At 68.1% G+C, this 26,767-nt stretch carries 25 protein-coding genes and 1 pseudogene; 6 read left to right on the top strand and 20 right to left on the bottom strand.

The annotated features are described in order from the left end of the window. Window positions 1-24: 24 nt before the first annotated feature. Together AC5Y5V_RS05975 and AC5Y5V_RS05970 are read left to right on the top strand one after the other, a co-directional pair. Complete coding sequence (locus AC5Y5V_RS05975; RefSeq protein WP_017205331.1) at window positions 25-1,413, top strand: cytochrome P450; 1,389 nt, start codon at window positions 25-27, stop codon at window positions 1,411-1,413. Then, window positions 1,410-2,609: an NAD(P)/FAD-dependent oxidoreductase gene (locus AC5Y5V_RS05970; protein WP_011560602.1), complete on the top strand. Its 1,200-nt coding sequence runs from the start codon at window positions 1,410-1,412 to the stop codon at window positions 2,607-2,609. The genes AC5Y5V_RS05975 and AC5Y5V_RS05970 overlap by 4 nt, the downstream gene beginning before the upstream one ends. A gap of 16 nt (window positions 2,610-2,625) precedes the next feature. Here AC5Y5V_RS05970 and AC5Y5V_RS05965 read toward each other — a convergent pair whose 3' ends face one another. The 4 genes from AC5Y5V_RS05965 to AC5Y5V_RS05950 form a co-directional block, all read right to left on the bottom strand. Next, window positions 2,626-3,207: a TetR/AcrR family transcriptional regulator gene (locus AC5Y5V_RS05965; protein WP_005110548.1), complete on the bottom strand. Its 582-nt coding sequence runs from the start codon at window positions 3,205-3,207 to the stop codon at window positions 2,626-2,628. A gap of 90 nt (window positions 3,208-3,297) precedes the next feature. Further along, window positions 3,298-4,209, bottom strand: a complete 912-nt coding sequence (locus tag AC5Y5V_RS05960) for an alpha/beta fold hydrolase (RefSeq protein ID WP_011560604.1) — start codon at window positions 4,207-4,209, stop codon at window positions 3,298-3,300. Further along, window positions 4,209-4,646, bottom strand: a complete 438-nt coding sequence (locus AC5Y5V_RS05955) for a PaaI family thioesterase (protein WP_011560605.1) — start codon at window positions 4,644-4,646, stop codon at window positions 4,209-4,211. The genes AC5Y5V_RS05960 and AC5Y5V_RS05955 overlap by 1 nt, the downstream gene beginning before the upstream one ends. Before the next feature lie 45 nt (window positions 4,647-4,691). Further along, window positions 4,692-5,345 carry a TetR/AcrR family transcriptional regulator gene (locus AC5Y5V_RS05950; RefSeq protein ID WP_370474583.1) on the bottom strand — a complete coding sequence of 218 codons (654 nt, stop codon included), beginning with the start codon at window positions 5,343-5,345 and terminating at the stop codon, window positions 4,692-4,694. An 84-nt stretch (window positions 5,346-5,429) separates the two neighbouring features. On the opposite strand from AC5Y5V_RS05950, the gene AC5Y5V_RS05945 reads away from it, so the two are divergent. The 3 genes from AC5Y5V_RS05945 to AC5Y5V_RS05935 are packed head-to-tail and all read left to right on the top strand — an operon-like array spanning window position 5,430 to window position 8,634. Beyond that, complete coding sequence (locus AC5Y5V_RS05945; RefSeq protein WP_024445489.1) at window positions 5,430-6,923, top strand: acetyl-CoA acetyltransferase; 1,494 nt, start codon at window positions 5,430-5,432, stop codon at window positions 6,921-6,923. Further along, window positions 6,920-8,020 (top strand): zinc-dependent alcohol dehydrogenase, encoded by a 1,101-nt coding sequence (locus AC5Y5V_RS05940; protein ID WP_017205332.1) that lies wholly within the window; start codon window positions 6,920-6,922, stop codon window positions 8,018-8,020. The genes AC5Y5V_RS05945 and AC5Y5V_RS05940 overlap by 4 nt, the downstream gene beginning before the upstream one ends. 35 nt (window positions 8,021-8,055) lie before the next feature. Continuing rightward, window positions 8,056-8,634 (top strand): carboxymuconolactone decarboxylase family protein, encoded by a 579-nt coding sequence (locus AC5Y5V_RS05935; protein ID WP_014382408.1) that lies wholly within the window; start codon window positions 8,056-8,058, stop codon window positions 8,632-8,634. Window positions 8,635-8,847: 213 nt separating this feature from the next. Here the strand turns inward: AC5Y5V_RS05935 and AC5Y5V_RS05930 are convergent, their stop codons facing one another. Beyond that, entirely contained in the window at window positions 8,848-9,348 is a 501-nt protein-coding gene (locus AC5Y5V_RS05930; RefSeq protein ID WP_499931891.1) for a hypothetical protein, read from the bottom strand. A 56-nt stretch (window positions 9,349-9,404) separates the two neighbouring features. Between AC5Y5V_RS05930 and AC5Y5V_RS05925 the strand changes: the two are divergent. Then, a pseudogene (locus AC5Y5V_RS05925) lies at window positions 9,405-10,127 on the top strand (phosphoribosyltransferase); the annotation flags it as partial. A gap of 108 nt (window positions 10,128-10,235) precedes the next feature. Here the strand turns inward: AC5Y5V_RS05925 and AC5Y5V_RS05920 are convergent. The 15 genes from AC5Y5V_RS05920 to AC5Y5V_RS05850 form a co-directional block, all read right to left on the bottom strand. Beyond that, window positions 10,236-10,583, bottom strand: coding sequence for a hypothetical protein (locus AC5Y5V_RS05920; protein WP_499931890.1), 348 nt, complete (start codon window positions 10,581-10,583; stop codon window positions 10,236-10,238). A 62-nt stretch (window positions 10,584-10,645) separates the two neighbouring features. Beyond that, the gene (gene wag31, locus AC5Y5V_RS05915) at window positions 10,646-11,464 is read right to left on the bottom strand and encodes a DivIVA-like cell division protein Wag31 (protein ID WP_499931888.1); all 819 of its coding nucleotides are present in this window, start codon (window positions 11,462-11,464) and stop codon (window positions 10,646-10,648) included. A gap of 240 nt (window positions 11,465-11,704) precedes the next feature. Further along, window positions 11,705-11,992: a YggT family protein gene (locus AC5Y5V_RS05910; protein WP_499931886.1), complete on the bottom strand. Its 288-nt coding sequence runs from the start codon at window positions 11,990-11,992 to the stop codon at window positions 11,705-11,707. Window positions 11,993-12,167: 175 nt separating this feature from the next. Continuing rightward, a complete protein-coding gene (locus AC5Y5V_RS05905) occupies window positions 12,168-12,851 on the bottom strand; it encodes a cell division protein SepF (RefSeq protein ID WP_499931884.1) in 684 nt (227 codons plus the stop codon). Window positions 12,852-12,916: 65 nt separating this feature from the next. Beyond that, window positions 12,917-13,702, bottom strand: a complete 786-nt coding sequence (locus AC5Y5V_RS05900) for a YggS family pyridoxal phosphate-dependent enzyme (RefSeq protein ID WP_499931979.1) — start codon at window positions 13,700-13,702, stop codon at window positions 12,917-12,919. Between the two features lie 5 nt (window positions 13,703-13,707). Beyond that, window positions 13,708-14,412, bottom strand: coding sequence for a peptidoglycan editing factor PgeF (gene pgeF, locus AC5Y5V_RS05895; protein ID WP_499931882.1), 705 nt, complete (start codon window positions 14,410-14,412; stop codon window positions 13,708-13,710). A gap of 56 nt (window positions 14,413-14,468) precedes the next feature. Further along, on the bottom strand, window positions 14,469-15,626 hold the full coding sequence (ftsZ, locus tag AC5Y5V_RS05890; RefSeq protein ID WP_499931977.1) for a cell division protein FtsZ: 1,158 nt from the start codon (window positions 15,624-15,626) through the stop codon (window positions 14,469-14,471). Between the two features lie 286 nt (window positions 15,627-15,912). Beyond that, window positions 15,913-16,899, bottom strand: a complete 987-nt coding sequence (locus tag AC5Y5V_RS05885) for a cell division protein FtsQ/DivIB (protein WP_499931880.1) — start codon at window positions 16,897-16,899, stop codon at window positions 15,913-15,915. Next, entirely contained in the window at window positions 16,896-18,350 is a 1,455-nt protein-coding gene (gene murC, locus AC5Y5V_RS05880; protein WP_499931878.1) for a UDP-N-acetylmuramate--L-alanine ligase, read from the bottom strand. The genes AC5Y5V_RS05885 and murC overlap by 4 nt, the downstream gene beginning before the upstream one ends. Then, entirely contained in the window at window positions 18,347-19,486 is a 1,140-nt protein-coding gene (gene murG, locus AC5Y5V_RS05875; RefSeq protein ID WP_499931975.1) for an undecaprenyldiphospho-muramoylpentapeptide beta-N-acetylglucosaminyltransferase, read from the bottom strand. The genes murC and murG overlap by 4 nt, the downstream gene beginning before the upstream one ends. A 44-nt stretch (window positions 19,487-19,530) precedes the next feature. Then, window positions 19,531-21,105, bottom strand: a complete 1,575-nt coding sequence (gene ftsW / locus AC5Y5V_RS05870; RefSeq protein WP_499931876.1) for a putative lipid II flippase FtsW — start codon at window positions 21,103-21,105, stop codon at window positions 19,531-19,533. 6 nt (window positions 21,106-21,111) lie between these two features. After that, window positions 21,112-22,584, bottom strand: a complete 1,473-nt coding sequence (gene murD / locus AC5Y5V_RS05865) for a UDP-N-acetylmuramoyl-L-alanine--D-glutamate ligase (RefSeq protein WP_499931874.1) — start codon at window positions 22,582-22,584, stop codon at window positions 21,112-21,114. 1 nt (window position 22,585) lies between these two features. Further along, on the bottom strand, window positions 22,586-23,665 hold the full coding sequence (gene mraY, locus AC5Y5V_RS05860) for a phospho-N-acetylmuramoyl-pentapeptide-transferase (RefSeq protein WP_499931872.1): 1,080 nt from the start codon (window positions 23,663-23,665) through the stop codon (window positions 22,586-22,588). Beyond that, window positions 23,662-25,170, bottom strand: coding sequence for a UDP-N-acetylmuramoyl-tripeptide--D-alanyl-D-alanine ligase (locus AC5Y5V_RS05855; protein WP_499931870.1), 1,509 nt, complete (start codon window positions 25,168-25,170; stop codon window positions 23,662-23,664). Before AC5Y5V_RS05855 ends, mraY begins: the two co-directional genes overlap by 4 nt. Next, window positions 25,167-26,681, bottom strand: coding sequence for a UDP-N-acetylmuramoyl-L-alanyl-D-glutamate--2,6-diaminopimelate ligase (locus tag AC5Y5V_RS05850; RefSeq protein ID WP_499931868.1), 1,515 nt, complete (start codon window positions 26,679-26,681; stop codon window positions 25,167-25,169). The genes AC5Y5V_RS05855 and AC5Y5V_RS05850 overlap by 4 nt, the downstream gene beginning before the upstream one ends. Window positions 26,682-26,767 lie beyond the last annotated feature (86 nt).

The following is a 26,767-nucleotide window of genomic DNA, read 5'->3' as shown; positions in this document are numbered from 1 at the left end:
GTCATGGATTTGGAGGAAACAATAATGAGTATTCCCGCGGCAGTGGCCGCCAAAGCCCAGTCTGCCGTGCCTCTGGAGCTGCAAATCCGCGGCGCACACCTCTACGACAAGACACGCCGGTGGGTAACCGGAACCAATGGTAAGAAGATCTTCACCGAGACGCCCATTCCTCCGGTCGAGGACGTTGATATCGCCGACATCGATCTCAGCAACCCGTTCCTCTACCGCCAAGGCCGCTGGAAGTCCTACTTCGAACGCGTGCGCAACGAGGCGCCGGTGCACTACCAGGCTCACAGTGCGTTCGGCCCGTTCTGGTCGGTGACCCGCCACGCGGACATCATCGCCGTCGACAAGAACCACGAGGCTTTCTCCGCAGAGCCGTTCATCATCATCGGGAGACCGCCCCGCTTCATGGACATCGCCATGTTCATCGCGATGGATCCGCCACAACACGACTTGCAGCGCGCTTCCGTCCAAGGGGTTGTCGCGCCGAAGAACCTGCGCGAGATGGAGGGGCTGATCCGCTCGCGTGTCCAGGAAGTGCTGGACGATCTACCGGTGGATCAGCCGTTCAATTGGGTGCACCACGTCTCCATCGAACTGACAGCGCGCATGCTCGCGACCCTGCTGGACTTCCCGTACGAGCAGCGGCACAAGCTCGTGGAATGGTCGGACCTCGCCACCTCCATGGAGCAAGCCAATGGTGGTCCTTCCGACAACGACAGAGTGTTTCGTGGCATGGTCGACATGGCGAAGGGTCTCAGCGCTCTCTGGCATGACAAGTGGGCCCGTACCGCCAACGGGGAGCGACCGGGCTTCGATCTGATCACGATGCTGCAGGCCAACGAGGACACTAAGGATCTCATCGACCGCCCGATGGAATTCCTCGGCAATTTGGTACTGCTGATCGTCGGGGGAAACGACACGACTCGCAACTCGATGAGCGGAGGGGTTCTCGCCTTGAACCAGTTCCCCGATCAGTTCGAGAAGTTGAAGGCGAACCCTGACCTGATTCCCAACATGGTATCCGAGATCATTCGCTGGCAGACCCCGTTGGCGTACATGCGCCGAGTCGCGAAAAAAGACATCATGTTGAACGGGCAATTCATCCGCAAGGGCGACAAGGTCGTGATGTGGTACGCCTCTGGTAACCGCGATGAGCGTGTCTTCGAGCGGGCCGATGAGTTGATCATCGATAGGAGCAACGCCCGCAATCACATCTCGTTCGGGTTCGGCGTGCACAGGTGCATGGGAAACCGACTTGCTGAGTTGCAGCTTCGAATCCTGTGGGAGGAATTGCTCCCTCGCTTTGAGAACATCGAGGTGGTCGGCGAACCCGAGTATGTGCAATCGAATTTCGTCAGGGGTATCAGCAAGCTGATGGTTCGCCTCACTCCCAGGCCAAGTGCGTGACTCCCGAACGAGCGGTGATCGTCGGCGCGAGCCACGCCGGCGCGCAGTTGGCAGCTAATCTTCGAAGGGAGGGGTGGTCTGGGGAGGTCGTGCTCATCGGCGACGAGGGGGGACTGCCCTACCACCGGCCTCCGTTGTCGAAGGGATACCTGGCCGGCAAGAACGGCCTCGACGACCTCCTGATTCGCGGCGCTGATTTCTACGAAAAGCAGCACATTCGACTCTTGAATGCGACCGTGGAGGCGATCCACCGGAGTGCCAAGCGTGTGTCTCTGAGCACCGGCGACACGCTGACGTACACCAAGCTCGCGTTGTGCACCGGCGCAAGGGCCAGACGACTCCCCACACCAGGGGTGGATCTTCCCGGAATTCACTACCTGCGTACCGCTGCAGACGTCGAGTTGATCCGTGCCGCCGCTACACCGGGTCGGAGGGTTGTGATCGTGGGCGGCGGTTACATCGGGTTGGAAACGGCGGCCTCGCTGTGTTCGCTCGGCATGAACGTCACCGTCCTCGAGGCAACCGAGCGTGTACTCGAACGGGTCACCGCGCCGGAGGTTTCCGCGTTTTACACCCGAATCCACAACGGCGAGGGAGTGGAGATCCGAACACACGCTCTCGTCGAAGCCTTCTCCGGCAACGGCAGAGTGCAGGAGGTCGTGCTGGCAGGCGGCGAACCGATCCCCGCCGACTTGGTCATCGTCGGCGTCGGTGTGGTGCCGAACACCGAGCTCGCCTCGGCCGCAGGATTATCCGTCGACAACGGCATCGTGATCGACGACCAGGCCCGCACCAGCGACCCCGACATCGTGGCCGCCGGCGACTGCACCAGCCACACCATGGCTCGATACGGCTCGCGTATTCGTTTGGAATCCGTATCGAGCGCCGGCGAGCAGGCCAAGATCGCTGCGGCGACAATCTGCGGAAAACACAGCGCAATCGCTGCGCTTCCGTGGTTCTGGTCCGACCAGTACGATCTCAAACTCCAGATCGCCGGTCTCAACACCGGATACGACGAAGTGGTCTTCAGCGGCGACCCGTCGCGTGACCGTGACTTCAGCTGCTTCTACTTCCGCGATCGTGAACTCATCGCCGCCGACTGCGTCAACCGTCCTCGCGATTTCATGTTCAGTAAGCGGGCCATCAGCCAGCAGCTCCGAGTTGACCGCTCAGAGCTCCTCGCCGGCTCGATCTGACACGAGAGCTTGCTAGTTACAAACTGTGGACAACTCCCAGGTACCTGAGTGCTACGCGGGAGATCCGCTCACCGGTGGTGGCGATGTCCGCGGCTGGGAGTACAACATGACTCACTGTCAGTCGCACCAGAACATCTGCGACCTCCTCAACGTCTTCGGGATCGAGATCGTCGAAGTGGTCGTTAAACCACGTGATCAGAGCCGCGGAGCAGAGCTGAAGCAGGGAAGCCGACGTCGGCAGAAGAGGTAGGACTCCAGTAGACGACGAGCCACCGCGATCATTCCCCGAAGGGTTGGACGTCAGAACTGCCTTGAGGAGCGGGCTGTCTTCTGCTTCACAGAGGGTGAATTGCACCGCTGCGGTGATGCCGCCCCGCACGTCGCCCACGTGTTCGGCAAGGACGGCAAGAATGCCTTCCATAAAGCGCTGGCCCTCCGACACCACAAGCGCGTCGCCGAGCCCCTGTTTGTCGCCGAACTCTTTGTACAACGTCGGGCGGGAGACGCCGACCGATTCGGCAACCTCGCTCATCCGGACCTGATCCCAGCCCTTCTCGATGGCGAGTTCTCGTGTCGCCCTCAAAACCTTTTCGCGCACATGCCGGCGGAAAGACACCCGCGCTGGTTCAGTTGGCATAGGAGCAGGATAGGCGCCAGCCCTACATGGGCAGTCAACCGACAGCAGGGTTCATGTGGTCCTGTCGAGGAATTCGACGACCGCCGTCGAGAATGCGTCGTTGTTGTCGCCGGCAATCATGTGTCCCGCGCCCGATACGTCAACGGTTTGCGCGTGCGGAACGACGGTCAGGAAATGCTTTACTGTCTCTTCGGAGACCATGTCAGATAGTAGGCCCCGGACCAGCAGCGTTGGCGCGGACACCTGCCTCGCACCATCAAGAAGGAACGCGCTCATCATGTCGAAGTCTTTAGCGCCTTCGTCTGGATCACCCTGCAGGAACTGGAAATTCGACGTCACGAAAGCTGGATCCCATCGCCAGGCCCAGCGACCGTCTTCGCGACGGGCGAGGACTTTTCGGAGGCCGTCGAGGTTTTCGGGGCGAGGGCGGTGCGGGTTGTAGGCGGCGATCACGTCAGCGGCCGACTCTAGGCTGTCGAAACCTTCGGGGTGTGCCGACATGAACGCTACGACTCGTCGGGCGCCTTCCATCTCCATTCGCGGAGTGACGTCAACCAGGACGACGGCCTGCCATAGGTCCGGCGGGGCGAGCAAGTGTGTTCCGAGAATGGTCAAGCCGCCCAGAGAGGCGCCGATCGCGGCGACGGGGCGGCCGGAATCGGCGTATGAGCGCACGGCCAATAGGTCGGATCCAAGCCGGTCCCCGTCGTAGCGTCCGTCGGGGTCCCAGTCGCTGTCCCCGTGTCCCCTGGTGTCGTACGCGGCCACCGTGTAGCCCCGCTGGTGCAGGCGTTGGGCGGTGACGTCCCAGGCGTGTCGGCTTTGACCTCCGCCGTGAAGGAGCAACACGACCGCCCGCGGCGCATCACAGCGGTAGAGGTCGACCGCCAGCGTCAGCCCGTCCGCCGTGGGCACGCGCTCGACCACAGGAGCCGACGAATCGCCTGTTCTCTTTGCCGACATCAGGAGCTCGTCTTCGGTGCGACGACGGTGACGGTTCCCTGGGCCGCACACACCGCTCTGCCGTCGTTGCAGATGTCGATACGCGCCACACCGCTGGTTCTGCCCAGCGAGATGATCTCGGCTGTGGCTACACAGGTGCCGCTAGAGACCGGACGAAGCAGATTCAGTTTGAACTCCGTTGTCGCGACCCAAGATCCCAGTGGAATCACGGGATAAAACACCACTCCGAGGCAGTGGTCGACCATGGCCGATAAGCAGCCCCCATGCAGGTTCCCGAAAGGCGTCTTCAGGTCGTCGCGTGCGTCCATCTCCGCGACGAGCCGTCCCGCAGTGAATTCGGTGTGACGGAAGCCGAGGTAACCGGCCAACCCGCCCGTGGTTTCTGCTGCGCTCTTTAGTTGCTCAGCGACCTGTTCGTTGAACGTGGTGAATTGCACAGGCCCTCCTACCTCATCTGCCGTCGAGACATTACGCCATAGATGTCACATCGGTCGAGCGTGGTCACCCGCCAGGATCGCCGGAAGGAGAAACCTCGACAGAAACGCCCGGAGTCCGTCACGACTGCGCTCCCGCGGCCCTCGAACAGTCAGCAGGCTCAATATCGTGCGGACAACCCACTCGGCGGCGTCGTCGACGGAGACGCCCGGTTCCACGCAACTCCAGTGTCTGGTGAAGATGGGACGCAGAAATTCGGTGACGATTTCGAAGAGGGACGTCGAGGTCCCCGCCGCGAGACCCACGCCGGCGAGTTCCTCGTCGCTGCCGAACAACAATCCGATGATCTCTTCGCGGCGCGCGGCCTCAACCGTGTATTCCACGAAATCGACGAGCGCGGAGCCCAGGTCGGCGTGCGCCGCGATCCGCGGGCTGATGCGGTCGAGATAGCGCTCGGCGGCGCGAATGATGACACCCGACATCACCGCCTCCCGACTGGGGAAGTAGCGATACACCGTTGCCCTGGACACACCCGCTGTTCTGCCGATGTCCTCCATGGTCGTGCCCACCACACCGCAACTCTCGAGGCACCGCTCGGCAGCATCGAGCAACCGGTCGCGAGCGGACCCACGATCTGTCGGCGCGGCGGCGCCCCATCTCAACAACCTCGTCGACACACAGCCAGTATGCCGCGAGCGCACACCATTGTGACTTGCCCACGCACATGACACCATCGCAGTTATGTCTCAAGTCAGCCCCGTGGCCCTGAGCGGATGCCGATGCCGATGTTGGTAGAAGCGCGTACCCCGGTTGTCGTCGGCGTGGGCGAAGTTACCCATCGCGGGAACGACTTCGTGGACCCGATCGACTTGGCGGTAGAAGCCGCACGCCGCGCGGTCAAAGACGCAAGTCGCCCGGTCGAGCGGCGCATCGACACCGTCGCGACTCCGGGCATCCTGGTCATACCGCGCGACAATCCCGCCAGCAGGATCGCCGAAGCGATGCACATCAGTCCCGCCCGCCGCATCAGCTGTCCCGTCGGCGGAAACACCCCGCAGTATCTCGTCGAAGTGTTGGGTGGCGAAATAGGCGAAGGCCGTGCAGATGTCGTCCTGGTCGTCGGGGCGGAGAGCGGGCATTCCGCACGCAAGCTTCAGGGCGGGGCACTTCTCGACTCGCCGCCCCCACCCCGCTCCGACGACGAATCCCTGGGCGACGCCCGCCCCGGGCTGAGTCAAGCCGAATTGTCGGTGGGTCTGAGTTGGCCGCACGAGGTGTATCCCATCTTCGAGTCCGCGATCGCCGCGCGCCACGGCCGCGACTTCGATGCTCAACGGGAGTGGCTGGGCACGCTGATGGCCCCGTTCACAGCCGAGGCGGCACGCCATCCGGAACAGGCCTGGTTCCCACGCGCACGAAGTGCCACCGAACTCAGCGAAGTCACCGCGGAAAACCGCATGGTCTGCTTGCCCTATCCCAAGCTGCTCAACAGCATCATGTCCGTCGACATGGCTGCCGCCTTCATTCTCATGGCGGCCGAGGTGGCGGACGAATTAGGCGTCGCGCGCGATCGTTGGGTCTTTCCCTGGTCAGCAGCGACTTGCAACGACGTGTACTTCCCCGTGGAACGGCCGGACCTCAGCCGCTCATCGGGTATCGAGGTAGCGGCACGGAAGGCTCTCGATGCGGGCCGGTTGACCACCGACGACATCCGGTGGTTCGACCTCTACTCCTGCTTCCCGTCGGCAATTGAGATGGCTGCCGAGGCTCTCGACTTGGACCCCCTCGACGACAGAGGCCTCACAGTAACCGGAGGCCTGCCTTATCACGGCGGTCCCGGAAACAATTACGTCAGCCACTCGATCGTGGAGATGGTCCGACGGTGCCGACGCGACCCAACCGATGCCGGACTCGTCACCGGCCTCGGGTGGTATTCGACGAAGCATTCGGTCGGTGTGTGGTCGGCCACCCCGCCACCAGCCGGGTGGCGACTGCTCGACACGGCGGTCGAACAAGCTCAAATCGATTCATCGCGGCTGGCCGTCGCAGGCGCCGACGAGGCGACCGGTTGCGCGACAGTCGACGGATACACCGTCGTCTACGACCGAGACGGCCAACCTCGATGGACTCCGATCATCGCGCACCTGTCCGACGGGCAAAGAGTCGTCGCACGCAGCGACGATCCGCAGATCGCCGAGGCGATGGGCGCGGAAATGTACGTAGGTAAAACGGTGTGCCTCCGAAACACAGGGTCGTTCACCGGGTTCGAGCTTCCATGATCGCCGAGGCGATGGTGCTGACCGGACCGCGGAGTCTGCAGCGGCGCCAGATGACCATCCCCGACGTCGGCGACCGGGGTGCGATCCTGCGAGTTGAAGCATGCGGTCTGTGCGGAACAGATCACGAACAATTCACCGGACACCTGCCTGCCGGCTTCTCATTCGTTCCAGGGCACGAAATCGTCGGCATCGTCGAACATGTTGGCGCTGCGGCTGGCCAACGCTGGGGTGTACAAGCCGGCCAGCGCGTGGCCGTTGAGGTGTTCCGGTCCTGCCGAGACTGCCCCGAGTGCCGCCGCGGCGAATACCGGCGGTGCGCGGTGAACGGCATCGCCACCATGTTCGGGTTTGTCGACGTGGAGGTCGGCGCGGGCTTATGGGGCGGATACGCCACCCATGTGGAGCTTCCGTGGGACGCGATGCTGCTCCCGATTGCCGAAGACATGGACCCCGTTCTCGCCACGTTGTTCAACCCTCTCGGGGCCGGTATCCAGTGGGGGGCGACTCTTCCCGACACCAAGGCCGGGGACGTCGTAGCGATCCTGGGGCCCGGCATCCGCGGAATCTGTGCGGCGGTGGCGGCCAAAGAGGCGGGAGCCGCGTTCGTCGCGATGACCGGCGTAGGCCCACGCGACGAACAACGACTGGCCATAGCCAGATCATTCGGTGTCGACCTGCCCATCGATGTATCGCAGGACGATGCAGTGACCGCGCTCCAGCGTGAGACAGGCGGACGGCTTGCCGACGTGGTCGTCGACGTCACCGCTAAAGCACCCTCCGCGTTCGCCGATGCCGTCGGCCTTGCCAGGCCCGGCGGCACAATTGTGGTGGCCGGCACCCGTGGAGGAGGCGGCACGCCCCGGTTTGAACCAGACTTGTTGGTCTATAAAGAATTACACGTCGTAGGCGCACTCGGCGTGGAGTATCCCGCCCACCGGGCAGCCCTCGAGATTCTCGCCCTGGGCCGCTGGCCGTTCGACCGGATCACCAGAGAATCAACCGGATTCGCTGGGCTCGCGCAGCTGCTCACTTCGCTTGCAGATGAAAGTGCCCGATCAAGTGGGGCGCTGCACAACGTCTTTTTGCCCACGCCCTAACGGCGTGGGCAGAGGTTCAACAGAGAGGGCCACCCGTGACCATGGCGGAACGCGTACCGATGCTCGACCGTGAGCAGGCCCAGCTGCGAGCTGCCGAATGTGGGTTGCCCGAAGAGTTGGCAGACCTGTCGGTATTCCGCGTGGCACTTCATCAGCCGCGTGTGGCGGTTGCGCTGTATGGGCTGCTAGACGCGTTACTCTTCCGCGGTTCCCTTGACGCGCGGCTACGCGAGCTGGTCATCATGCGCATCGGCTGGATTACTGGCTCCGAATACGAATGGACTCAACATTGGCGAATCGCCACACTGCTCGGCGTGCCTGAGCATGATCTCCTGGCGGTGCGCGACTGGCAGAATTCCGAAAGCCTCGGGCCAGTCGAGCGTGCGGTCCTCGCAGCGACCGATGATGTGGTACGCGACGGGGTCATCTCCGAGGAAAACTGGGCTGGGTGCCAGAAGGCATTCAATAGCGATCACGCCGTTTTGGTCGAACTTGTCGGAGCAATCGCCAATTGGCGGCTCTTTTCGATCCTGCTTCGATCTCTGAATATTCCGCTTGAGTCCGGTACCGACGGCTGGCCGCCCGATGGGCGAGCTCCTCAGGGTTGCGATTGAGCGAAAAACGTGGACCGGTGCTTGACCGAAGCGGTCAGCGCCCCAATCGCCAGACCACGACCCGTGTCGTAGACGGACAAGTCCCCCCTCGGACACACGACTGAGGCGAGCGAAATGGACGCTCGCGTTCATTTCCGAGCCGATGGAGTGTGTTGAGCCGCGCAGCGGCGATCACACACGTTCATTCCCGAGCCGACGCCGAGTGACCGGCCCCTAGGAACGATCCACTTGGGTGCGCGCGACATGAATCGACTTGTCGTCGAACACGATGATGGAACAGCCGAATCGGTTGTCGGTCGCCAGCAGGCTGCCGATCGGGAAGGGACCGTCCACAGATACGCGTCCGGCGATCTGCCACTCCGTCAGTACGGACGACTTCGCCTTGCCCAGCCTCTGTGGCACGTCACCATCGTCGAAGGACAGATCCTCCGGCCCGGCGGCGAGGTCGGTGAACCGCGCCCCGGCGGCGATCCTCGTGCTTTCCGTGGCGCTGCGGCCGCCGGCGCGCAGCTGATCCCGCACGTTGTCACGTACGGCTTGGACGCAACGTCCCATCGCGGCGCTCTTCTGGAGACGGCGATCACTCCCGAGCAGGTCATGCAGCATGAGCCAGGTCATCGCGCCCGCGACGAGCAATACGACCAGCGCGGCCATCAGCCAGCCCCGCTGCCCTCGCCATGCACTGCGCTGCGGAACCGCCGCTGGGTCGGCCATCCGAATACTCTTTCACCGGCGACGTGTTCAACCGGCAACCTGGCCACGCGTTTCGTTTACCCCCCTCGCAACCCGGACGTAGGCTGGGTGCCAGAAATCCCATGAACCGACCGAGCTTTCTCCGGCGGACACCGGCGCCCACCTTCCGCGATCGCGGTGAGGCCGGCCGCGTGCTGGCCGAGGAGCTGGCGTCCTATCGGGGCAAGGACGGCCTGCTGGTCCTAGGACTGGCCCGGGGCGGCGTTCCGGTCGGCTGGGAGGTCGCCGCGGCGTTAGGGGCGCCGCTGGACGTCTTTCTGGTCCGCAAGCTGGGCGTGCCGGGCTGGACCGAACTGGCGATGGGTGCGTTGGCCAGCGGCGGCGGGGTGGTGATGAACGACAACGTGGTGTCCGGCATGAACATCACCGACGCGCAGCTCCGTGAGGTGATCGACCGCGAGACGACGGAATTGCAGCGGCGTGAGCGGGCCTATCGCGGCGGGCGCCCCGTCGTGGACCCGCGCGGCAGGATCGTGATCCTGGTGGACGACGGCATCGCCACCGGCGCCAGCATGCTGGCGGCGGTCCGGGCGCTGCGCGCCCTCGGGCCGAAGTCGATAGTCGTGGCGGTTCCGGTGGGTCCGCCGTCGGTCTGCCGGGAGCTCGCGCGGGAAGCCGACGACGTGGTGTGTGCGACGATGCCGCTCGCGTTCGACGCCGTCGGGCAGGTGTATCGCGACTTCCACCAGGTCACCGACGACGAGGTGCGCGAACTGCTGGCCACACCGACGGGCGGTTAGGCGGCGACTGGGCATCGAATCTGCGGTGAGGGCTTGCTCCCGCCGCCCGACGTTGACCGTGAGCGCAATTTCGGCGCCCTCACCGCGGGCTCGTGGAGGGACGGCGGGCTATTTGGCCCTGTCGGCCGCATCGTCGGCGGCGGCTTCCTCCGGAGGCTCGTCGCCGGTCAGTTCGTCCGTCTCGTCGGCGTCTTCCAGCTCGTCGTCGGCGAGTTCCTCCGGGTAGTCGACGTACCCGTCGGCGCCGTCGTCGGGCTCCGCTTCGGGCTCGTCGGCCTCCTCGTCAAGGTCGCCGCCATTCGCCCGGCGTTCCCGCAGGGCGTCGACAATCAGCAGGACCACGCCGATGACGCTGGCGACGATGCACACCCAGGCCACCAGCTCGTTGCTGGTCACGACGGCGAACACCAGCGCGGCAAGCCCAATCAGGGCCAGTACCAGCGCAATGATCAACATCAGCTACCTCCGGGCCGACGAGCGGGACTGTGCCGACCGTTGGCGTCCGGCACGGTCACCGACTAGTTATTACCCCGGAATTGATCGAACCCACCGCCGTCCGCGCTGGAATCGACCGGCGCGGCCGAGCCGCGCTGGCCGAGCTCTTCGAGCTGGGATTCCAGGTACGTCTTGAGCCGGGTGCGGTACTCGCGCTCGAACGTGCGCAGCTGCTCGAGCCGGCCCTCCAGCACCGTGCGCTGCTGGTTGATGGTTCCCATGATCTCGGAGTGCTTGCGTTCGGCGTCGGCCTGCAGAGCGTCGGCCTTCTCCTGGGCCTGCCGCAGCTGGCTCTCGGAGCGGGTCTGGGCGTCGGTCAGCATCGCCTCGGCGCGCTGCCGGGCCTCGGAGACTGTGGTCTCGGCGGTGTGTCGCGCCTCGCTGAGGATCTGGTCGGCGTTGGCGCGCGCATCGGCGAGCATCTTTTCGGACTCGGCCTTTGCGGTGCCGGTGAGACGGTCCGCGGTGTCCTGCGCCAGCGTCAGCACCCGGGCGGCCTTCATGGCCTGCTCCTCGTTGGTGCCCTGCGAAGCCGCGGGAGCGGCGACCGGCGCGGGAGTGGCGACCGGTGCCGGAGCCGGCTCGGGCTCAGGCTCGGGAATCGGCAGCACCTGGGTGGGCTGAGCGGCCGCCGAAGCAGCACCGCCGCCACCGCCGGCGGCCAGTTCCTGATCCAGCTCGGCGATGCGTTGACGCAGATCGGCGTTCTCCTCGATAAGCCGCGTCAGCTCGCCCTCCACCAAGTCGAGGAAGGCGTCGACCTCGTCCTCGTTGTAACCGCGCTTGCCGATAGGTGGCTTGCTAAACGCCACATTGTGGACGTCAGCTGGTGTAAGCGGCATTGTCGTTCCCCTCGAGTTCTGTTCAAACGCTCTGGAAAGTGTAGAACGGAGTGGCAGGCATCATGCAACTGCCGCCCATCCTGTCACACCAGACCCGTCGGTTGCCGATTCGATCAATAAATAAGGACGAATTTCAAACTCTAAATTCCGTGTTCTTAGATTTGAAATCGCGCGCCAAACTGTCGCCGAACCGTGGCCAAAACGTCGCCACTCCCCCAGGCGTCCGCCCCCGCACCGCGCTCACCGCGCGGAGAAGGCCAACTGCATGCCGATGAAGGCAACCAACAACAGCACCATGATGGTCAGGTCGAAGCGGACCGCGCCGATGGTCAGTTGCGGGATCACCCGGCGCAGCAGTTTTACCGGCGGATCCGTGATCGACATGATGATCTCGAGGATCACCACGGTGATACCGGTCGGTCGCCAGTCACGGCTGAACGAGCGGATGAACTCAACGACTACCCGGGCGATCAGCAGCAGCCAGAAGATGAACAGCGCCAACCCAAGGATGTGAAGAAACTGCACCAACGAGAGCCCCGACCTTACCGATGAGGATGCCGAAAATGTGGTCGCCGCCCGTTCGCACGGCGATTGTCAGCGTACCGACTGCCCGAGCCGGCACACATCTCAGCGGTCTGACGGACGGCGCGCGTACACCGAATGCCGGCCCCCCGAGGGGAGCCGGCATCTGCGGTGCTTGACGTTATTGGTAAGCGTAGAAGCCGGTTTCGGCGATCCGGCGGCGCTCCTCGGGGGATACGTCGACGTCCGCGGGTGAGAGCAAGAACACCTTGGTCGCCACCTTGTCGAATGAGCCACGCAAGGCGAAGGCCAGGCCCGCCGCGAAGTCGACCAGGCGTTTCGCGTCGGCGTTGTCCATGGAAACCAGGTCCATGATCACCGGCGTGCCGTCGCGGAACCGCTCGCCGATGGTGCGCGCCTCGCTGTAGTCCTTGGGCCGCAGCGTGGTGATCTTCGACAGCGGGTGCCCCTCCTCGAACATCATCGCCATCCGGCGCGGATCCATGGCCAGCGCGCCGCGGGTGGAGTTGCGCAGCCAAGAGCCCAGGCGCGGCCGGCTCATGTCGGCGCGGTCGAACTCGCCGCGGCCGCGGAACGGGGGTGATTCTTCGGCATAGCCGCCGCGGTAGCCGCCGGGCGGCGGGTAGTCGGCCGGCTCGCCGCGCAGGTCGGCGCGCGGGTCCCGGCGCGGGTCCCGGGCGTCTCGGGGATCCTCGTACTCGCGCCCCTCGTAGCGGCCGTACTCGTCCTCGAATCGCGGCCGGGAATAGCCGCGGGACGGAGCACGGTCGTCGTAATACTCGTCGTCGTAGTCCTCCATCGGAGCCATCCCGAAGTAGGCCTTGACCTTATGCAGTGTGCTCATTGCTTGACCCTTCTAACCCCTGGGATTTCTGGTGTCTGTGATGAAGGTGTGACTACTGTGATTAATTACGGTGACCGTAGCCGCCTCGGGCCCAATAGCGCGGTACCGACACGCACACATGTCGAACCATGTTTGACGGCGCTTTCCAGATCGTTGGACATCCCGGCGGACAGCCCCGCGGCCTGCGGATGCGACTCGAGCACCCGTCGATGCTCCGATCGCAGCACGTCAAAGGCCCGATCGGGATCCCAGTCCAGCGGCGGGATGCCCATCAACCCGATCAATTCCAAGCCGCGCGCCTCCTCGACGTGCGCGCAGACCTGGTCGACGGCGCCCGGCGCGGTGATGTCGACGCCGCCCCGGGACGAGTCGCCGTCCAGACTCACCTGGACGTAGATCCGCAGCCGATGTTCGCGGCGGCCCTCGGCCAGCGCGGCGGAGACCGCCCGGTCCAGCGCGGTCACCGTCTGCCGGCTGTCGATCGAGTGCGCCGTGTGCGCCCACTGGGCCAACGACCGAGCCTTATTCCGCTGAATCCGGCCCACCATGTGCCAGTGCATAACTCGCGCGTCGGTCCGCGCGGATGCCGCCGAATGCTTCGTGAGCCGCTTGAGTTCGTCCACCTTCGCCCTGGCTTCCTGTTCCCGTGATTCGCCGACGGCCCGACAACCCAATCGCGACAAAATCGCGACATCGGTTGCTGGGAAGAATTTGGTAATCGGGAGAAGTTGAATTTCGCCGACATTGCGGCCGGCCGCTTCGGCGGCCATCGCGAGCCTTGATCGCACCCCCGCCAACGCATGCGTCAATTCCGATTCGCGGTCTCCTTGCGCGCCGACATCCACCGCCATTGCGGTCATTCCATCCAGATGAGCGACGCCAGCCGCCCGGTCGGCGCCTCGCGGCGGTGGCTGAACAACGCCGGGTCGGCCACCGTGCAGCGCGGATCGACGTCGACCGACTTGACACCCAAATCGCGCAGCTGGCAAGCAATTCCGGCGCGAAGGTCAAGCCCCGGTGTGCCGGCCGCTGTGGTGGTGCGACTGCCCGGCAGGGCGGCTTCGACCTCGTCGGCCATCTGCTGCGGCACCTCGTAGTTGGGCCCGCTGACCGCCGGACCCAGCAGCACCGAAATGTCGTCGGCCTGCGCACCGAGGCCCAGCATCGCCTCCACCGTCCGCGCCACGACACCGCGCTGGGCGCCGACGCGACCGGCGTGCACCGCCGCGGCCACCCCGGCGCGGGCGTCGGCCATCAGCACCGGCACGCAGTCCGCCGTGACCACCGCCAGCGCCAGCCGCGCCGTCGTGGTCACCAATGCGTCCGTGTCGTCGACCGCGTCCCGGGGCCGGTCGACCACCTCGACCCGATCGCCGTGAACCTGGTTCATCCACACCACCCGATGGGCCGCCAGCCCGATCGCGGCCGCCAGCCGGGCCCGGTTAGCCGCCACCGCCCCGGGGTCGTCACCGACGTGATCACCGAGGTTGAAGCTGTCGAAGGGCGGCTTGGAGACACCGCCCGCCCGGGTGGTGGTCACCCGTCGGATGCGAACGCTCACGTGCCCAGTATCCGGATTCCGCGCCTATCAACACCTGAGCCGCGCCCCTCGAGACCTCAGCGACGCATAAACGGTGGCACGTCGACATCGTCGTCGTCGCCGCCGATACTCAGCGTCGCACCATTGGTGTGCACCGGAACGCTCACGGCGTCGACCGGCTCGAACAGCGTGGAGGTGAGCTTGCCCGCCCGGGCCGTCTCGATGCGGTGCGCCCCACCGGTGGATTTTTCGGGCGCGGCGCCCGCGCCGACGACGGGCTTGCGGCCCGGACCGGCGTCGAAGCCCGCCGCGATGACGGTGACCCGCACCTCGTCGCCGAGCGAGTCGTCGATGACGGTGCCGAAGATGATGTTGGCGTCCTGGTGGGCGGCGTCCTGGACCAGCGAGGCGGCCTCGTTGATTTCGAACAGCCCCAGGTCGCTGCCGCCGGCGATGGACATCAGCACGCCCTGCGCGCCCTCCATCGACGCCTCGAGCAGCGGCGAGTTGATGGCGATCTCGGCCGCCTTGAGCGAGCGGCCCTCACCCCGCGCCGAGCCGATGCCCATCAGCGCGGTGCCCGCGCCGGACATGATGCCCTTGACGTCGGCGAAGTCGACGTTGATCAGGCCGGGCGTGGTGATCAGGTCGGTGATGCCCTGGACGCCGTTGAGCAGCACCTCGTCGGCGCTGCGGAACGCGTCCATCAGCGACACCGCCGCGTCACCCATCTGCAGCAGCCGGTCGTTGGGGATCACGATCAGCGTGTCGCAGCTCTCCCGCAGCGCGGAGATGCCGTTTTCGGCCTGGTTGCTGCGCCGCTTGCCCTCGAACGAGAACGGCCGGGTGACGACGCCGACGGTCAGCGCGCCCAGCTTGCGGGCGATGCTGGCGACGACGGGCGCGCCGCCGGTGCCGGTGCCGCCGCCTTCGCCGGCGGTGACGAACACCATGTCCGCGCCGCGCAGCAGCTCTTCGATCTCGTCCTTGGCATCCTCGGCGGCCTTGCGTCCGACCTCCGGGTCGGCGCCCGCTCCCAGGCCTCGGGTCGAGTCGCGCCCGACGTCGAGCTTGACGTCGGCGTCGCTCATCAGCAGTGCCTGGGCATCGGTGTTGATCGCGATGAACTCGACGCCCTTGAGGCCCTGCTCGATCATCCGGTTGACGGCGTTGACGCCGCCTCCGCCGATGCCCACGACCTTGATGACGGCCAGGTAGTTATGCGGGGGGGTCATCATGTGTCTTCCTCCCTGGTGGGCTTATTTCTCCCTGCTTGCTGCGGTGTGTCTGCTTGGCAAACCCTCAACCTCAACCATAGAGTTAGAGTTATGTCAAGTAGTTCCGCGTAACCAGAACCGTATTGGCACGACCCGTACTAACCCCGCAGGCGCGCCGACGTTCGGCACGCAAATTTTTCTGTGCTGGCTGGCCTCCGGCCTCGCCGAGTGTCGCGTTGTGCCACGCCTGACCGCGTTTTCCGTGACACAACCCGACACTCGGCGGGCGTCTACAGGCGCGCGGCTACTTGACCGTCGGCAGATCGGGGCTGGACACGTCGTAGGTGCGGCCGGGCTGGGTCAGCAGCGCCGCCAGCTTCTCGGCCTTCTCCTCGGCCCGGTCGGTGCTCCCCCAGATCACCACCCGCCCGTCGGACAAGGTGAGGGTGATCGACGACAGCGACGGCGCCGCGATCTTGCCCACCTGGCCCGCGACCTCGGGCCGCAGCGTGGTCAGCACCTGCAGGGCGGCCTTGGTCGTCGGGTCGGTCGGCCCGGGATTCTCCACCTCTAAATAGGGCAGCGCCGGCGGCGGCGGCCCGGTCGCGAAGTCGACGCCGTCGCGGTCGAACAGGTGGGGCCCGTCGGGGAAGTCCTTGACCACCACCGGGACCCGCTCGACGATGGTGATCCGCAGCGCCGACGGGTACTGACGCTGCACCCGCGCGCTGGCCACCCGCCGGATCGCGGCCACCCGCTCGGCGACCTGGTTGGTGTTGATCTGCAGCAGCGGCGTCCCCACCCGCACCTGCGCGGCGTCGAGGACGTCCTCGTTGGTCACCGCTCCGGTCCCCGTGATGATGATGGAACGCGCCGACATCGCCGGCGTGAAATAGAGGATCAGGGCCAGACCGACCCCGACGACGACCAGCAGCACCGTCCAGAGCAGCATCTTCAGGCCCCGGACCACGCCGCGGCCGACGGGTTTGGGCTCGTTGACCAGGTGCACCTTGGTCTTGCGCTTAGCCTCCCGACGCGCTTCCTCGATTGCGGTGGCGCGGGCCTGCACGGCGCGGCGCTCGGCGCGCTCGCGACGGGCCCGCCGCCGCGGCCCCTCGAATTCGGCTTCCTCGCCCTCGGCTTCCTCGCCCTGAGCTTCCTCGCCCTGAGCTCCCGTGTCCCCGGCTTCCTCCGCCGCGGGTTCGTCGGCCTCCGGTTCGTCGGGTTCGGCGGCGGCCAAAACCGGCTCGGCGACGGCCGCGTCGTCCGGCGGGCCGCCGGGCTCGCTCATCGCAACACCCCGGGCCGGCCGGGTGCGCTGCGGTTGGCCCGCAGCCGCAGCTCGGTCACGATCTCCGGACCCAGCAGAGTCACGTCGCCGGCCCCCATCGTCACGACGACATCGCCGGGGCCGGCCGCCGCGGCGACCTCCGCGGCGACGGCCGAGAAGTCCGGCAGATAGCGCACCGGCACGCTGACGTGCTCGGCGACGCTGGCGCCGCTGACGCCGGTGAGCGGCTGCTCGCGCGCGCCGAATACGTCGAGCACGAACACCTGGTCGGCGGCGTTCAGCGAGCGACCGAACTCTGCCGCGAAAGCCTTAGTCCGCGAATACAAATGAGGCTGGAATACCACGATGGAGCGCCCGCCGGCGCTCTGCTCGAGCACGGTGCGCACCGCCGCCAGCGTCGCGCTGATCTCCGTCGGATGGTGCGCGTAGTCGTCGAAAACGCGCACCGACCCCGCGGTGCCGACCAGTTCGAAGCGGCGGCGCACGCCCTCGAAGGCGGCGAGCCCGTCGAGCACCTCGTCGGCGGACGCGCCGACCTCGAGGGCCGCCAGCAGCGCGCCCAGCGCATTGAGTGCCATGTGCCGGCCGGGCACCGACAGCCGCATCACCCGCACCGGCTCGCCCCTGAGCTGGATATGCGCGACGGCCTCGGTGCCGTGCTGTTCCCACGACAGCAGTGTGCCGGCGAGGTCGTCGCCGGAAGAGCCATAGCGCAGCACCCGCACACCGAGTTCGGCGGAGCGTTCGGCCAGCGCGGCCGAACCCGGATCGTCGGTGCACACCACCAGCGCCCCGCCGGGCGCCAGCCGCTCCACGAAGGAGTCGAACACGCCGACATACGCGTCGGTGCTGCCGTAGAAGTCGAGGTGGTCGGACTCGATGTTGGTGACGACGGCGACGTTGGGTGTGTATTCCAGCAGCGAGCCGTCGCTTTCGTCGGCCTCGGCGACAAAGCAGTCGCCGCTGCCGTGGTGGGCGTTGGTACCGGCCTCCCCCAGCTCACCGCCGACCGCGAAGGACGGGTCCCGGCCGCAGTGCTGCAGGGCCACGATCAGCATCGACGTCGTCGTGGTCTTGCCGTGGGTGCCGGTGACCATCAGCGTGGTCCGCCCGTCCATCAGCCGGGCCAGCACGGCCGGCCGCAGGATCACCGGGATACCGCGGCGCCGGGCTTCAACGAGCTCGGGGTTGGTCTTCGGGATGGCGGCGTGGGTGGTGATGACGGCGGTGGGACCGTCGTCGAGCATGTCCAGCGACGACGCGTCGTGCCCGATGCGGATTTTCGCGCCGCGCGCCCGCAGAGCGTGCACCCCGCGCGATTCCTTGGCGTCCGACCCGGACACCTGTCCCCCGCGGTCCAGCAGGATGCGGGCGATGCCCGACATGCCGGCACCGCCGATGCCGACCATGTGCACCCGCCGCAGTTCGGGCGGCAACGGCTCGGCGGTCACGGGCGTCTCCGGGCCGGCCGGGCGGCGCGCGCCCGTGCTGCGACGTCCAGCGCCGCCCGGGCCACCTGGTGCGCCGCGTCGCGGTGTCCCACCAGCGCGGCGGCCGCGGTCATCGCCGCCAGCCGCGTCGGGTCGGTGAGCAGCCCGGCCGCTTGCTGGGCGACGAGCCCCGGCGTCAGGTCGGCGTCGGCGACCACCAGGCCGCCGCCGGCATTGACCACCGGCAACGCGTTGAGCCGCTGTTCGCCGTTGCCGATCGGCAGCGGGACGTAGATGGCGGGCAGGCCGACGGCCGACACCTCGGCGACGGTCATCGCCCCGGACCGGCAGATCACCAGGTCGGCGGCTGCGTAGGCGAGATCCATCCGGTCCAGGTAGGGCACCGCCACATAAGGCGGATCTTCCGGGTCGGCAGCGCGCAGGTCCAGGGTGTTTTTCGGGCCGTGGGCGTGCAGCACGGCAACGCCCGCGGCGGCCAGGTCGGCCGCGGCGGCCGACACGGCCCGGTTGAGCGAGACGGCGCCCTGCGACCCGCCGAACACCAGCAGCACCCGCGCGTCCTGGGCAAAGCCGAAGTGCGCGCGCGCCTCGGCGCGCAATGCGGCGCGGTCCAGGTCGGTGATGGCCGCCCGGACGGGCACGCCGACGACCTCGGCGCGGGGCAGGCCGGAGTCGGGCACGGCGGACAGGATCCGGTCGGCGGTGCGGGCGCCGACGCGGTTGGCGATCCCGGCGCGGGCATTGGCCTCGTGGATGACCACCGGGACGCGGCGGCGTCGACGGGCGGCGGCGAGGTAGGCCGGCAGCGCCACGTATCCGCCGAAGCCGACGACGACGTCGGCGTCGACCGCGTCGAGCACCGACCGCGCCTCGCGCACCGCACGCCACACCCGCGACGGCAGTCGGGCCAGGTCGCCGGTGGGTTTGCGGGGTAGCGGCACGGGGGTGATCAGCTCCAGGTGGTAGCCGCGCTCGGGGACCAGCCGGGTCTCCAGCCCGCGCGCGGTGCCCAGCGCGGTGATGCGGACCTGCGGGTCAAGGGCGCTCAGGGCGTCGGCGACGGCCATCGCCGGCTCCACGTGGCCCGCGGTGCCGCCGCCGGCCAGCACGACCGAGAACGCGGCACCGGCGGGCAGGGAGCTCGCCCCTGGCCCGCCGGCCGACTCCCTGACCTTGTCGTTCACCCGTAACGTTGACCTTCCAGTGCGCGTACGCGCCGTGTATGACGCTGGCCGGCCGCCTGACTGCCGCGACGCTGACCAGATACATGATGCCCTGATCGACGGGCCGGCCGATCGGCGCTAGGTGGTAACGCCGGGCGCAGCGGCCTGCCGGACTCGCGCGGAGCCCGCCGCGCGGGCGGTCGGGGCTTGCCGGCAGCGGGCTGCGAGCGGTTGCCCTTGCGGTCGCGGAAGGCCTCGAGACGGCTCGGCGTGTAGGGCTCCGGCAGCGGCAGCCGCAGCAGGCGGTTCATCTTGTCGTCGCGCCCGGCGCGCAGCGCGGCCACCGCCTCCGGCTCGTGACGCGCCGCGTTGGCCATGATGCCGATCATGAAAAGCGTTGTGGCCGTCGATGTTCCGCCGGCGGAGATCAACGGCAGCTGCAGCCCGGTGACCGGCAGGATCCCGATCACGTAGCCGATGTTGATGAACGCCTGGCCCAGCACCCACAGCGTGGTGGTGGCGGTCAGCAGCCGCAGGAACGGGTCGGCGGAGCGGCGCGCGATGCGCATCCCGGTGTAGGCGAACAACCCGAACAGCCCCAGCAGCCCCAGCGCGCCGATCAGGCCAAGCTCCTCGCCGATGATGGCGAAGATGAAGTCGTTGTGGGCGTTGGGCAAGTAGTTCCACTTGGCCACGCCCTGGCCGAGGCCGTCGCCGAAGATGCCGCCGTGGGCCAGCGCGAACTTCGCCTGTCGGGCCTGGTAGCCGGTGTCCATCGGGTCATTCTCGGGGTCCAGCCAGGACTTGACCCGGTCCGAGCGGTAGCTCGCCGACATCGCCAGGACGGCGCCCGCCATCACGACCGCCACCAGCGAGCCGCCGAACACGCGCAGCGGCAGGCCGCCGTACCACAGCAGGCCCAGCAGGATGATGCCCATCGACACCGTCTGCCCCAGGTCGGGCTGCGCGACGATGAGCGTCAGCGCGACCACCGCGGCGGGGATCAGCGGGATCAGCATCTCGCGCGTGGACGCGCGTTCCACCCGCCGGGCGGCCAGCAGGTGCGCCCCCCAGATGGCCAGGGCGATCTTGGCCAGCTCGGAGGGTTGCATCGAAAGGCCCGCGACCACGAACCACTTGCGCGAGCCGTTGGCCAGGGTGCCGATCCCGGGGACCAGCACCAGCACCAGCAGGATGACGGTGACGACGAAACTTGAGAAGGCGATCCGCCGCAGGAAACGCACCGACATCCGCAGGCCGACGTAGAAGCCGATGAGCCCGATGACTGTCCACAGCACCTGCTTGCCGAAGATCACCCAGGCCGACCCGTCGACACCGTAGGAGCGCACGCCGGACGCCGACAGCACCATGATCAGGCCGAGCGTGGTCAGCAGCGACGCGACGGCGATGATCAGGTGAAACGACGTCATCGGCCGGCCCAGCCAGGCGCCGAACCGGCCACGCGGGCCGGCGCTTTCGGGTTTTTCCGCCTTCTTTTCCGCCGGGGTCGACGGCTCGTCCGCCTCGGCGTCCGCCGGCGTGTCGGTGTCCTTCTCCCCCCGGCGCAACAGCCGGGTCACCGCGATTCCCACGCCCGCCTACCGGGTCGCCGCGCGTACGGCGGCCGCGAATGCGTCGCCACGGTCGGCATAACCGGTGAACTGGTCGAATGAGGCTCCGGCCGGCGCCAACAGCACCGTGTCGCCGGGTATGGCGAGGTCGCGGGCCGCGTCGAGCGCCGCGGTCATCACACGAGAGCCGATGGTCCCCCCGGAATCTCCCACATTTGTCACATGAATCACAGAAGCACCAGAAGTAACAGCTGTCGCATGCATCCCAACATCCTCGCCTGTCACAACGTGGACGACGGGGACATCCGGCGCGTGTCGTGATAACGCCTCGGCAACCACCGCGCGATCCCGGCCGATCAGCACCGCACCGGCCAGCCGCGGCGCCATCCGGGCGACCTCGGCGTCCACGGACGCGCCCTTCAGCAGGCCGCCGGCCACCCAGACCACCCGCGGGTAGGCCAGCACCGACGCGAGCGCGGCGTGCGGGTTGGTGGCCTTGGAGTCGTCGACGTAGGTGACGCCGTCGGCGACGGTAACCAGCTCCGAGCGGTGCCGGCCCAGCTGGAACGACGAGACCGCCGCCGCGATCGCATCGGGCGCCACGCCGACGCTGCGGGCCAGCGCCGCCGCGGCCAGCGTGTCGAGCACCCCGACCGGGCCCGGCACCGGTATCGACGCCGTCGACAGCAGCTCCACGCCGTCGGCCGCGTCGGGCGCAAAAGCGCGGTCGACCAGCCGCCCGTCGCGCACACCCAGCTCGCCCGCGGCGGGCTCGCCCAGCCGGAACCCGGCCCGGACCGGCGCGGAAGCGGTGCCCAACAGCGCGGCGGCCCGGCTGTCGTCCAGGCCGACGACGGCGACCCGGCCGGTCAGCACCCTGGCCTTGGCCGCGGTGTAGTCGGCCATGCTCCCGTGCCAGTCCAGGTGGTCTTCGGCGATGTTGAGCACCACCCCGGCCTCCGGCCGCAGCGAGGGCGCCCAGTACAGCTGAAAGCTGGATAACTCGACGGCCAGCACATCGGCGGGCTGGTCGAGCACGTCGAGCACCGGGTCGCCGATGTTGCCGCACAGCACGCTGCGCAGTCCGCCCGCGGTCAGCATGGCGTGCAGCATCGACGTCGTCGTGGTCTTGCCGTTGGTGCCGGTCACCACCAGCCAGCGTCGCGGCGGCCCGAACTGGCCGGCGGCGTCCAGCCGCCACGCGAGCTCCACGTCACCCCAGATCGGCACCCCCGCGGCCGTGGCGGCGGCCAGCACCGGGCTCGTCGGCTGGAAGCCGGGACTGGTGATGACCAGCCGGAATTCGCCGACCCGGCCGGCCGCCGCGGCCGGATCCAGCGTTGCGACCCCGCCGTCGGCGTAGGGCCGCAGCATCGCCGGGTCGTCGTCGAACACGGTCGGCACCGCGCCGAATCGGGTGAGCGCGGCGACGATCGCGCGCCCAGTCACCCGCGCCCCGGCTACCAGCACCGATGCGCCGGGGACCAATGCGTCGAGCACGTCAGGCGCCGATCGCGGAGAGCCACTCGCCGTAGAACAGCGCCACACCCAGGCCGCAGGTGATCGCGGTGAGCAGCCAGAACCGGATGATCACCGTGGTTTCGGCCCAGCCGACCAACTCGAAATGGTGGTGAAACGGGGCCATCCGGAAGACCCGGCGACCGGTCGTGCGGAAGGCCAGGATCTGCAGGACGACCGAGGTGACTTCCGCGACGAACAGCGAACCCAGTACGACGGCGAGGATCTCGGTGCGGCTGGTCACCGACAACCCGGCGATGATGCCGCCCAGCGCCAGCGATCCGGTATCGCCCATGAAAATCTTGGCCGGCGCGGCGTTCCACCACAGAAAGCCGATGCAGGCGCCGGCGGTCGCGGCCGCGATCAATGCCAGGTCCAGCGGGTCACGCACGTTGTAGCAGCCCAGGCCCGGCGCGGTGACGCACGCGTTGCGGTACTGCCAGAACGTGATCAGCACGTAGGCGCCGGTGACCATCGCCATGCAGCCTGCGGCCAGGCCGTCCAGGCCGTCGGTGAAGTTGACCGCGTTCGACCAGGCGCTGACGACGACCACGCAGAACAGCACGAACAGCGCGGGGGCCAGCGTGACGGTGGCGACCTCGCGGACATACGACAGGTTGGCGCTGGCCGGGGTCAGGCCGGCGCCGTTGCGGAACTGCAGCACCAGCACGCCGAACAGCACCGCGGCGGTGATCTGCCCGACCGTCTTGGCCGTCTTGTTCAGCCCGAGGTTGCGCGACCGGCGGATCTTGATCAGGTCGTCGATGAACCCGACGCCGCCCAGCGCGGTAGCCAGACCCAACACCAGCAGGCCCGACGCGGAGACGCCTTCGCCGTCGAACGCCAGCCCGGCCAGGTGGGTGCCGAAGTAGCCGGCCCAGATGCCCGCCAGGATCGCCACCCCGCCCATCGAGGGCGTGCCGCGTTTGGTGTGGTGGCTCGGCGGCCCGTCCTCGCGGATCTGGTGGCCGAACCCCTGCCGGGTGAACAGCCGGATCAGCGCCGGAGTCAACAGGATCGACACGGTCAGCGCGACGGCGACGGCGATGAGGATCTGTCTCATCGGCTCTTGCCGTCCGCCGCGAGCGCGTCGGCCAGGGCGCCCAGCCCGACCGAGTTGGACGCCTTGACCAACACCACGTCACCGGGCTGCAGTTCGGCGCGCAAGAGCGCGAGGGCGGCATCCGCGTCGGCGACGCTGACGGCCCCCCTATCGCCGTGAGCCCCCCACGAGCCCTCCATCACCGCCCCGTGGTGCATGGCGCTCATCGACCTCCCGGTTCCCACGACAACGAGTCGAGACACATCTAATCGCACCGCGAGCCGACCGATGCGATCGTGCTCGGAAATCGCGTCGTCGCCGAGCTCGGCCATCTCGCCCAGCACGGCCCAGCTGCGGCGCTGTTCGCCCGCGTCGACCCCGCCGTGGGAGATCCAGGCCAGCGCCTGCAGCCCGGCCCGCATCGAGTCCGGGTTGGCGTTGTAGGCGTCGTCGATCACGGTCACCCCGTCGGCGCGGGTGGTCACCTGCATCCGGTGCCGCGACACCGGGCCCGCCGCGGACAGCGCGGCGGCCACCTGTTGAAGGCTGGCGCCGCATTCCAGCGCGACGGCGGCCGCGCACAGCGCGTTGCCGACCTGGTGGTCCCCGTACACGCCGAGCTGCACCGGTATCTCGGCGCCGCGCGCGTGCATGGTGAACCGCGGCCGGGCCAGCTCGTCCAGCGAGACGCCATCCGCCCAGACGTCGGCGGCGCCGTCGCGGCTGACCCTGATCACCCGGGCCCGGGTCACGTCGGCCATCGCGGCGACGGCGGAGTCGTCCGCGTTGAGGATCACCACGCCGGTCGGCGGAACGGATTGCGGCAGTTCGGCTTTGGTCTTTGCGATGGCCTCGCGGGAGCCGAACTCGCCCAGATGGGCGGTGCCGACGTTGAGCACCACACCGATCGCCGGCGGGGCGATGTCGGCCAGCGCGGCGATATTGCCGGGATGGCGGGCCGACATCTCCAGCACCAGGTAGTCGGTGTCGCGGGTCGCGCGCAGCACGGTCCACGGATGACCCAGCTCGTTGTTGAACGAGCCGGGCGGCGCCACCACCTGGCCGAGCGGGTCGAGCACCGTGGCCACCAGGTCCTTGGTCGACGTCTTGCCCGACGAGCCGGTGATCCCGACGATCGTCAGCCCGCCCGCCACCAGTTCGGCCGCCACCGCCTTGGCCAGGCCGGCCAGCGCGGCCAGGACCGCGGCACCCGAGCCGTCGGCGTCGTGCTCGAGCACGCCGGCCCGGCCGTCGGGCGCCTGTTGGGGCCTGACGACGATGGCGGGCACCCCCACCGGACGCGCGGCCAGCACGGCGACGGCGCCGGCGGCCACCGCCGAGGCGGCGTGGTCGTGCCCGTCGGCCCGCGCCCCGGGCAGGGCCAGGAAGAGCCCGCCGTCGCGCACGGCCCGCGAGTCGAACTCGACGGTTCCGGTGACGCGGGTTCGGGCGGCTTCCTCCGGCGAGATGTCGGCCAGTGTGCCGCCGACGATTTCGGCGATCCGGGCCACGGTCAGGTCGATCACCCGCGCGCCTCCAGTGCCTCGGCGAGTTCCACGCGGTCGTCGAACGGGCGGACTTCGTCGCCGCTGCGCTGCCCGGTTTCGTGCCCCTTGCCGGCGATGAGCACCACGTCGCCGGGTTTGGCCCAGGCGACCGCGTACCGGATCGCCTCGCGGCGGTCGCCAATCTCGACGACATCGGCGTGGGCGTCCCGCGCGCCGGCCAGTATCTCGCGCCGGATCGCCGCGGGGTCCTCGCTGCGCGGGTTGTCGTCGGTGACGACCACCAGATCGGCGAGTTCGGCGGCGACCGCGCCCATCGGCGCCCGCTTGCCCGGGTCCCGGTCCCCGCCGGCGCCGAACACCACCGCCAACCGGCGGTCCGGCCGCGCCAGGGTGGTCAGCACCGCGCGCAGCGCGCCGGGCTTGTGGGCGTAGTCGACCAGGGCGACGAAATCCTGGCCGCGGTCGATCTGTTCGAGGCGGCCGGGGACCCGGGTGTCCCGCAGGCCGCGCGAGGCCTGCTCCGGGGACACCCCGACGGCGTCGAGGATGGCCAGCGCGACAAGGCAATTGGCGATGTTGTAGTGGCCCGGCAGGTTGATGCCGACCCGGTGCCGCACGCCGGCGGGGTCGACGGCGGTGAATTCCTGTCCGGCGGCGCCGCTGGGTGTGACGTCGACGGCGCGCCAGTCCGCGGGCCGGTCACCGGCGCTGACGGTGACGGCGTCACCGAACCGGGCGGCCATCGCGCGCCCGGCGTCGTCGTCGACACACACCACCGCGGTACGCGCCCGCAACGACGAGGCCGCGTCGAACAGCAACGCCTTGGCCTCGAAGTAGTCGTCCATGGTCGGGTGGAAGTCGAGGTGGTCGCGCGACAGGTTGGTGAATGCGCCCACCGCGAACCGGGTGCCGTCCACCCGGCCCAGCGTGAGTGCGTGGCTGGAGACCTCCATCACCACGGTGTCCACCCCGCGTTCGGCCATCCCCGCGAGCATCGCCTGCAGCGCGGGCGCCTCGGGGGTGGTCAGCGCGCTGGGAATATCGGCGCCGTCGATGCGGATGCCGATGGTGCCGATCAGCCCGGCCGTGCGGCCCCCGGCCCGCAGGCCGGCCTCGACCAGGTAGGTCGTCGTGGTCTTACCGGACGTTCCCGTGATCCCGATGACCGTCACCCGGTCCGACGGCCGGCCGTACACGGTGGCGGCCAGGTCGCCCAGCACTCGGCGGGGCGCGGGGTGAACGAGCGTGGGCACGGCCACCGGGCCCAGTTCGGCAACCCCGGCGTCGTCGGTGAGCACCGCGACCGCGCCGCGCTCGATCGCCTGGCCAGCGTGCCGCGCGCCGTGCGTGGTGGCGCCGGTCAGCGCGGCGAACAGGTCGCCCGGCCCCGCGTCCTGGGCGCGCAGCGTCACGCCGGTGATCGGCAGGTCGGGAATCGCGGTGCCGTCGGCCGACGCCGCGCCGACCTGAGCCGCGAGCGTTGCCAGCGGCACGCCGGTGACGCCATCGGGCCGCAGCACTGTGGGCACAGCGTCATCACCTCCGTTCGCGCCGCTCGATCGATGGTCGGCCCTGACACCCTATCGAGGCGCACCGGTCACCAGGGATTCCCGCG

The organism is Mycobacterium sp. NGS68, assembly GCF_059812195.1.
Note: the sequence above shows the minus strand (reverse complement) of the source record. Positions and strands in the feature narration are given on the sequence as shown.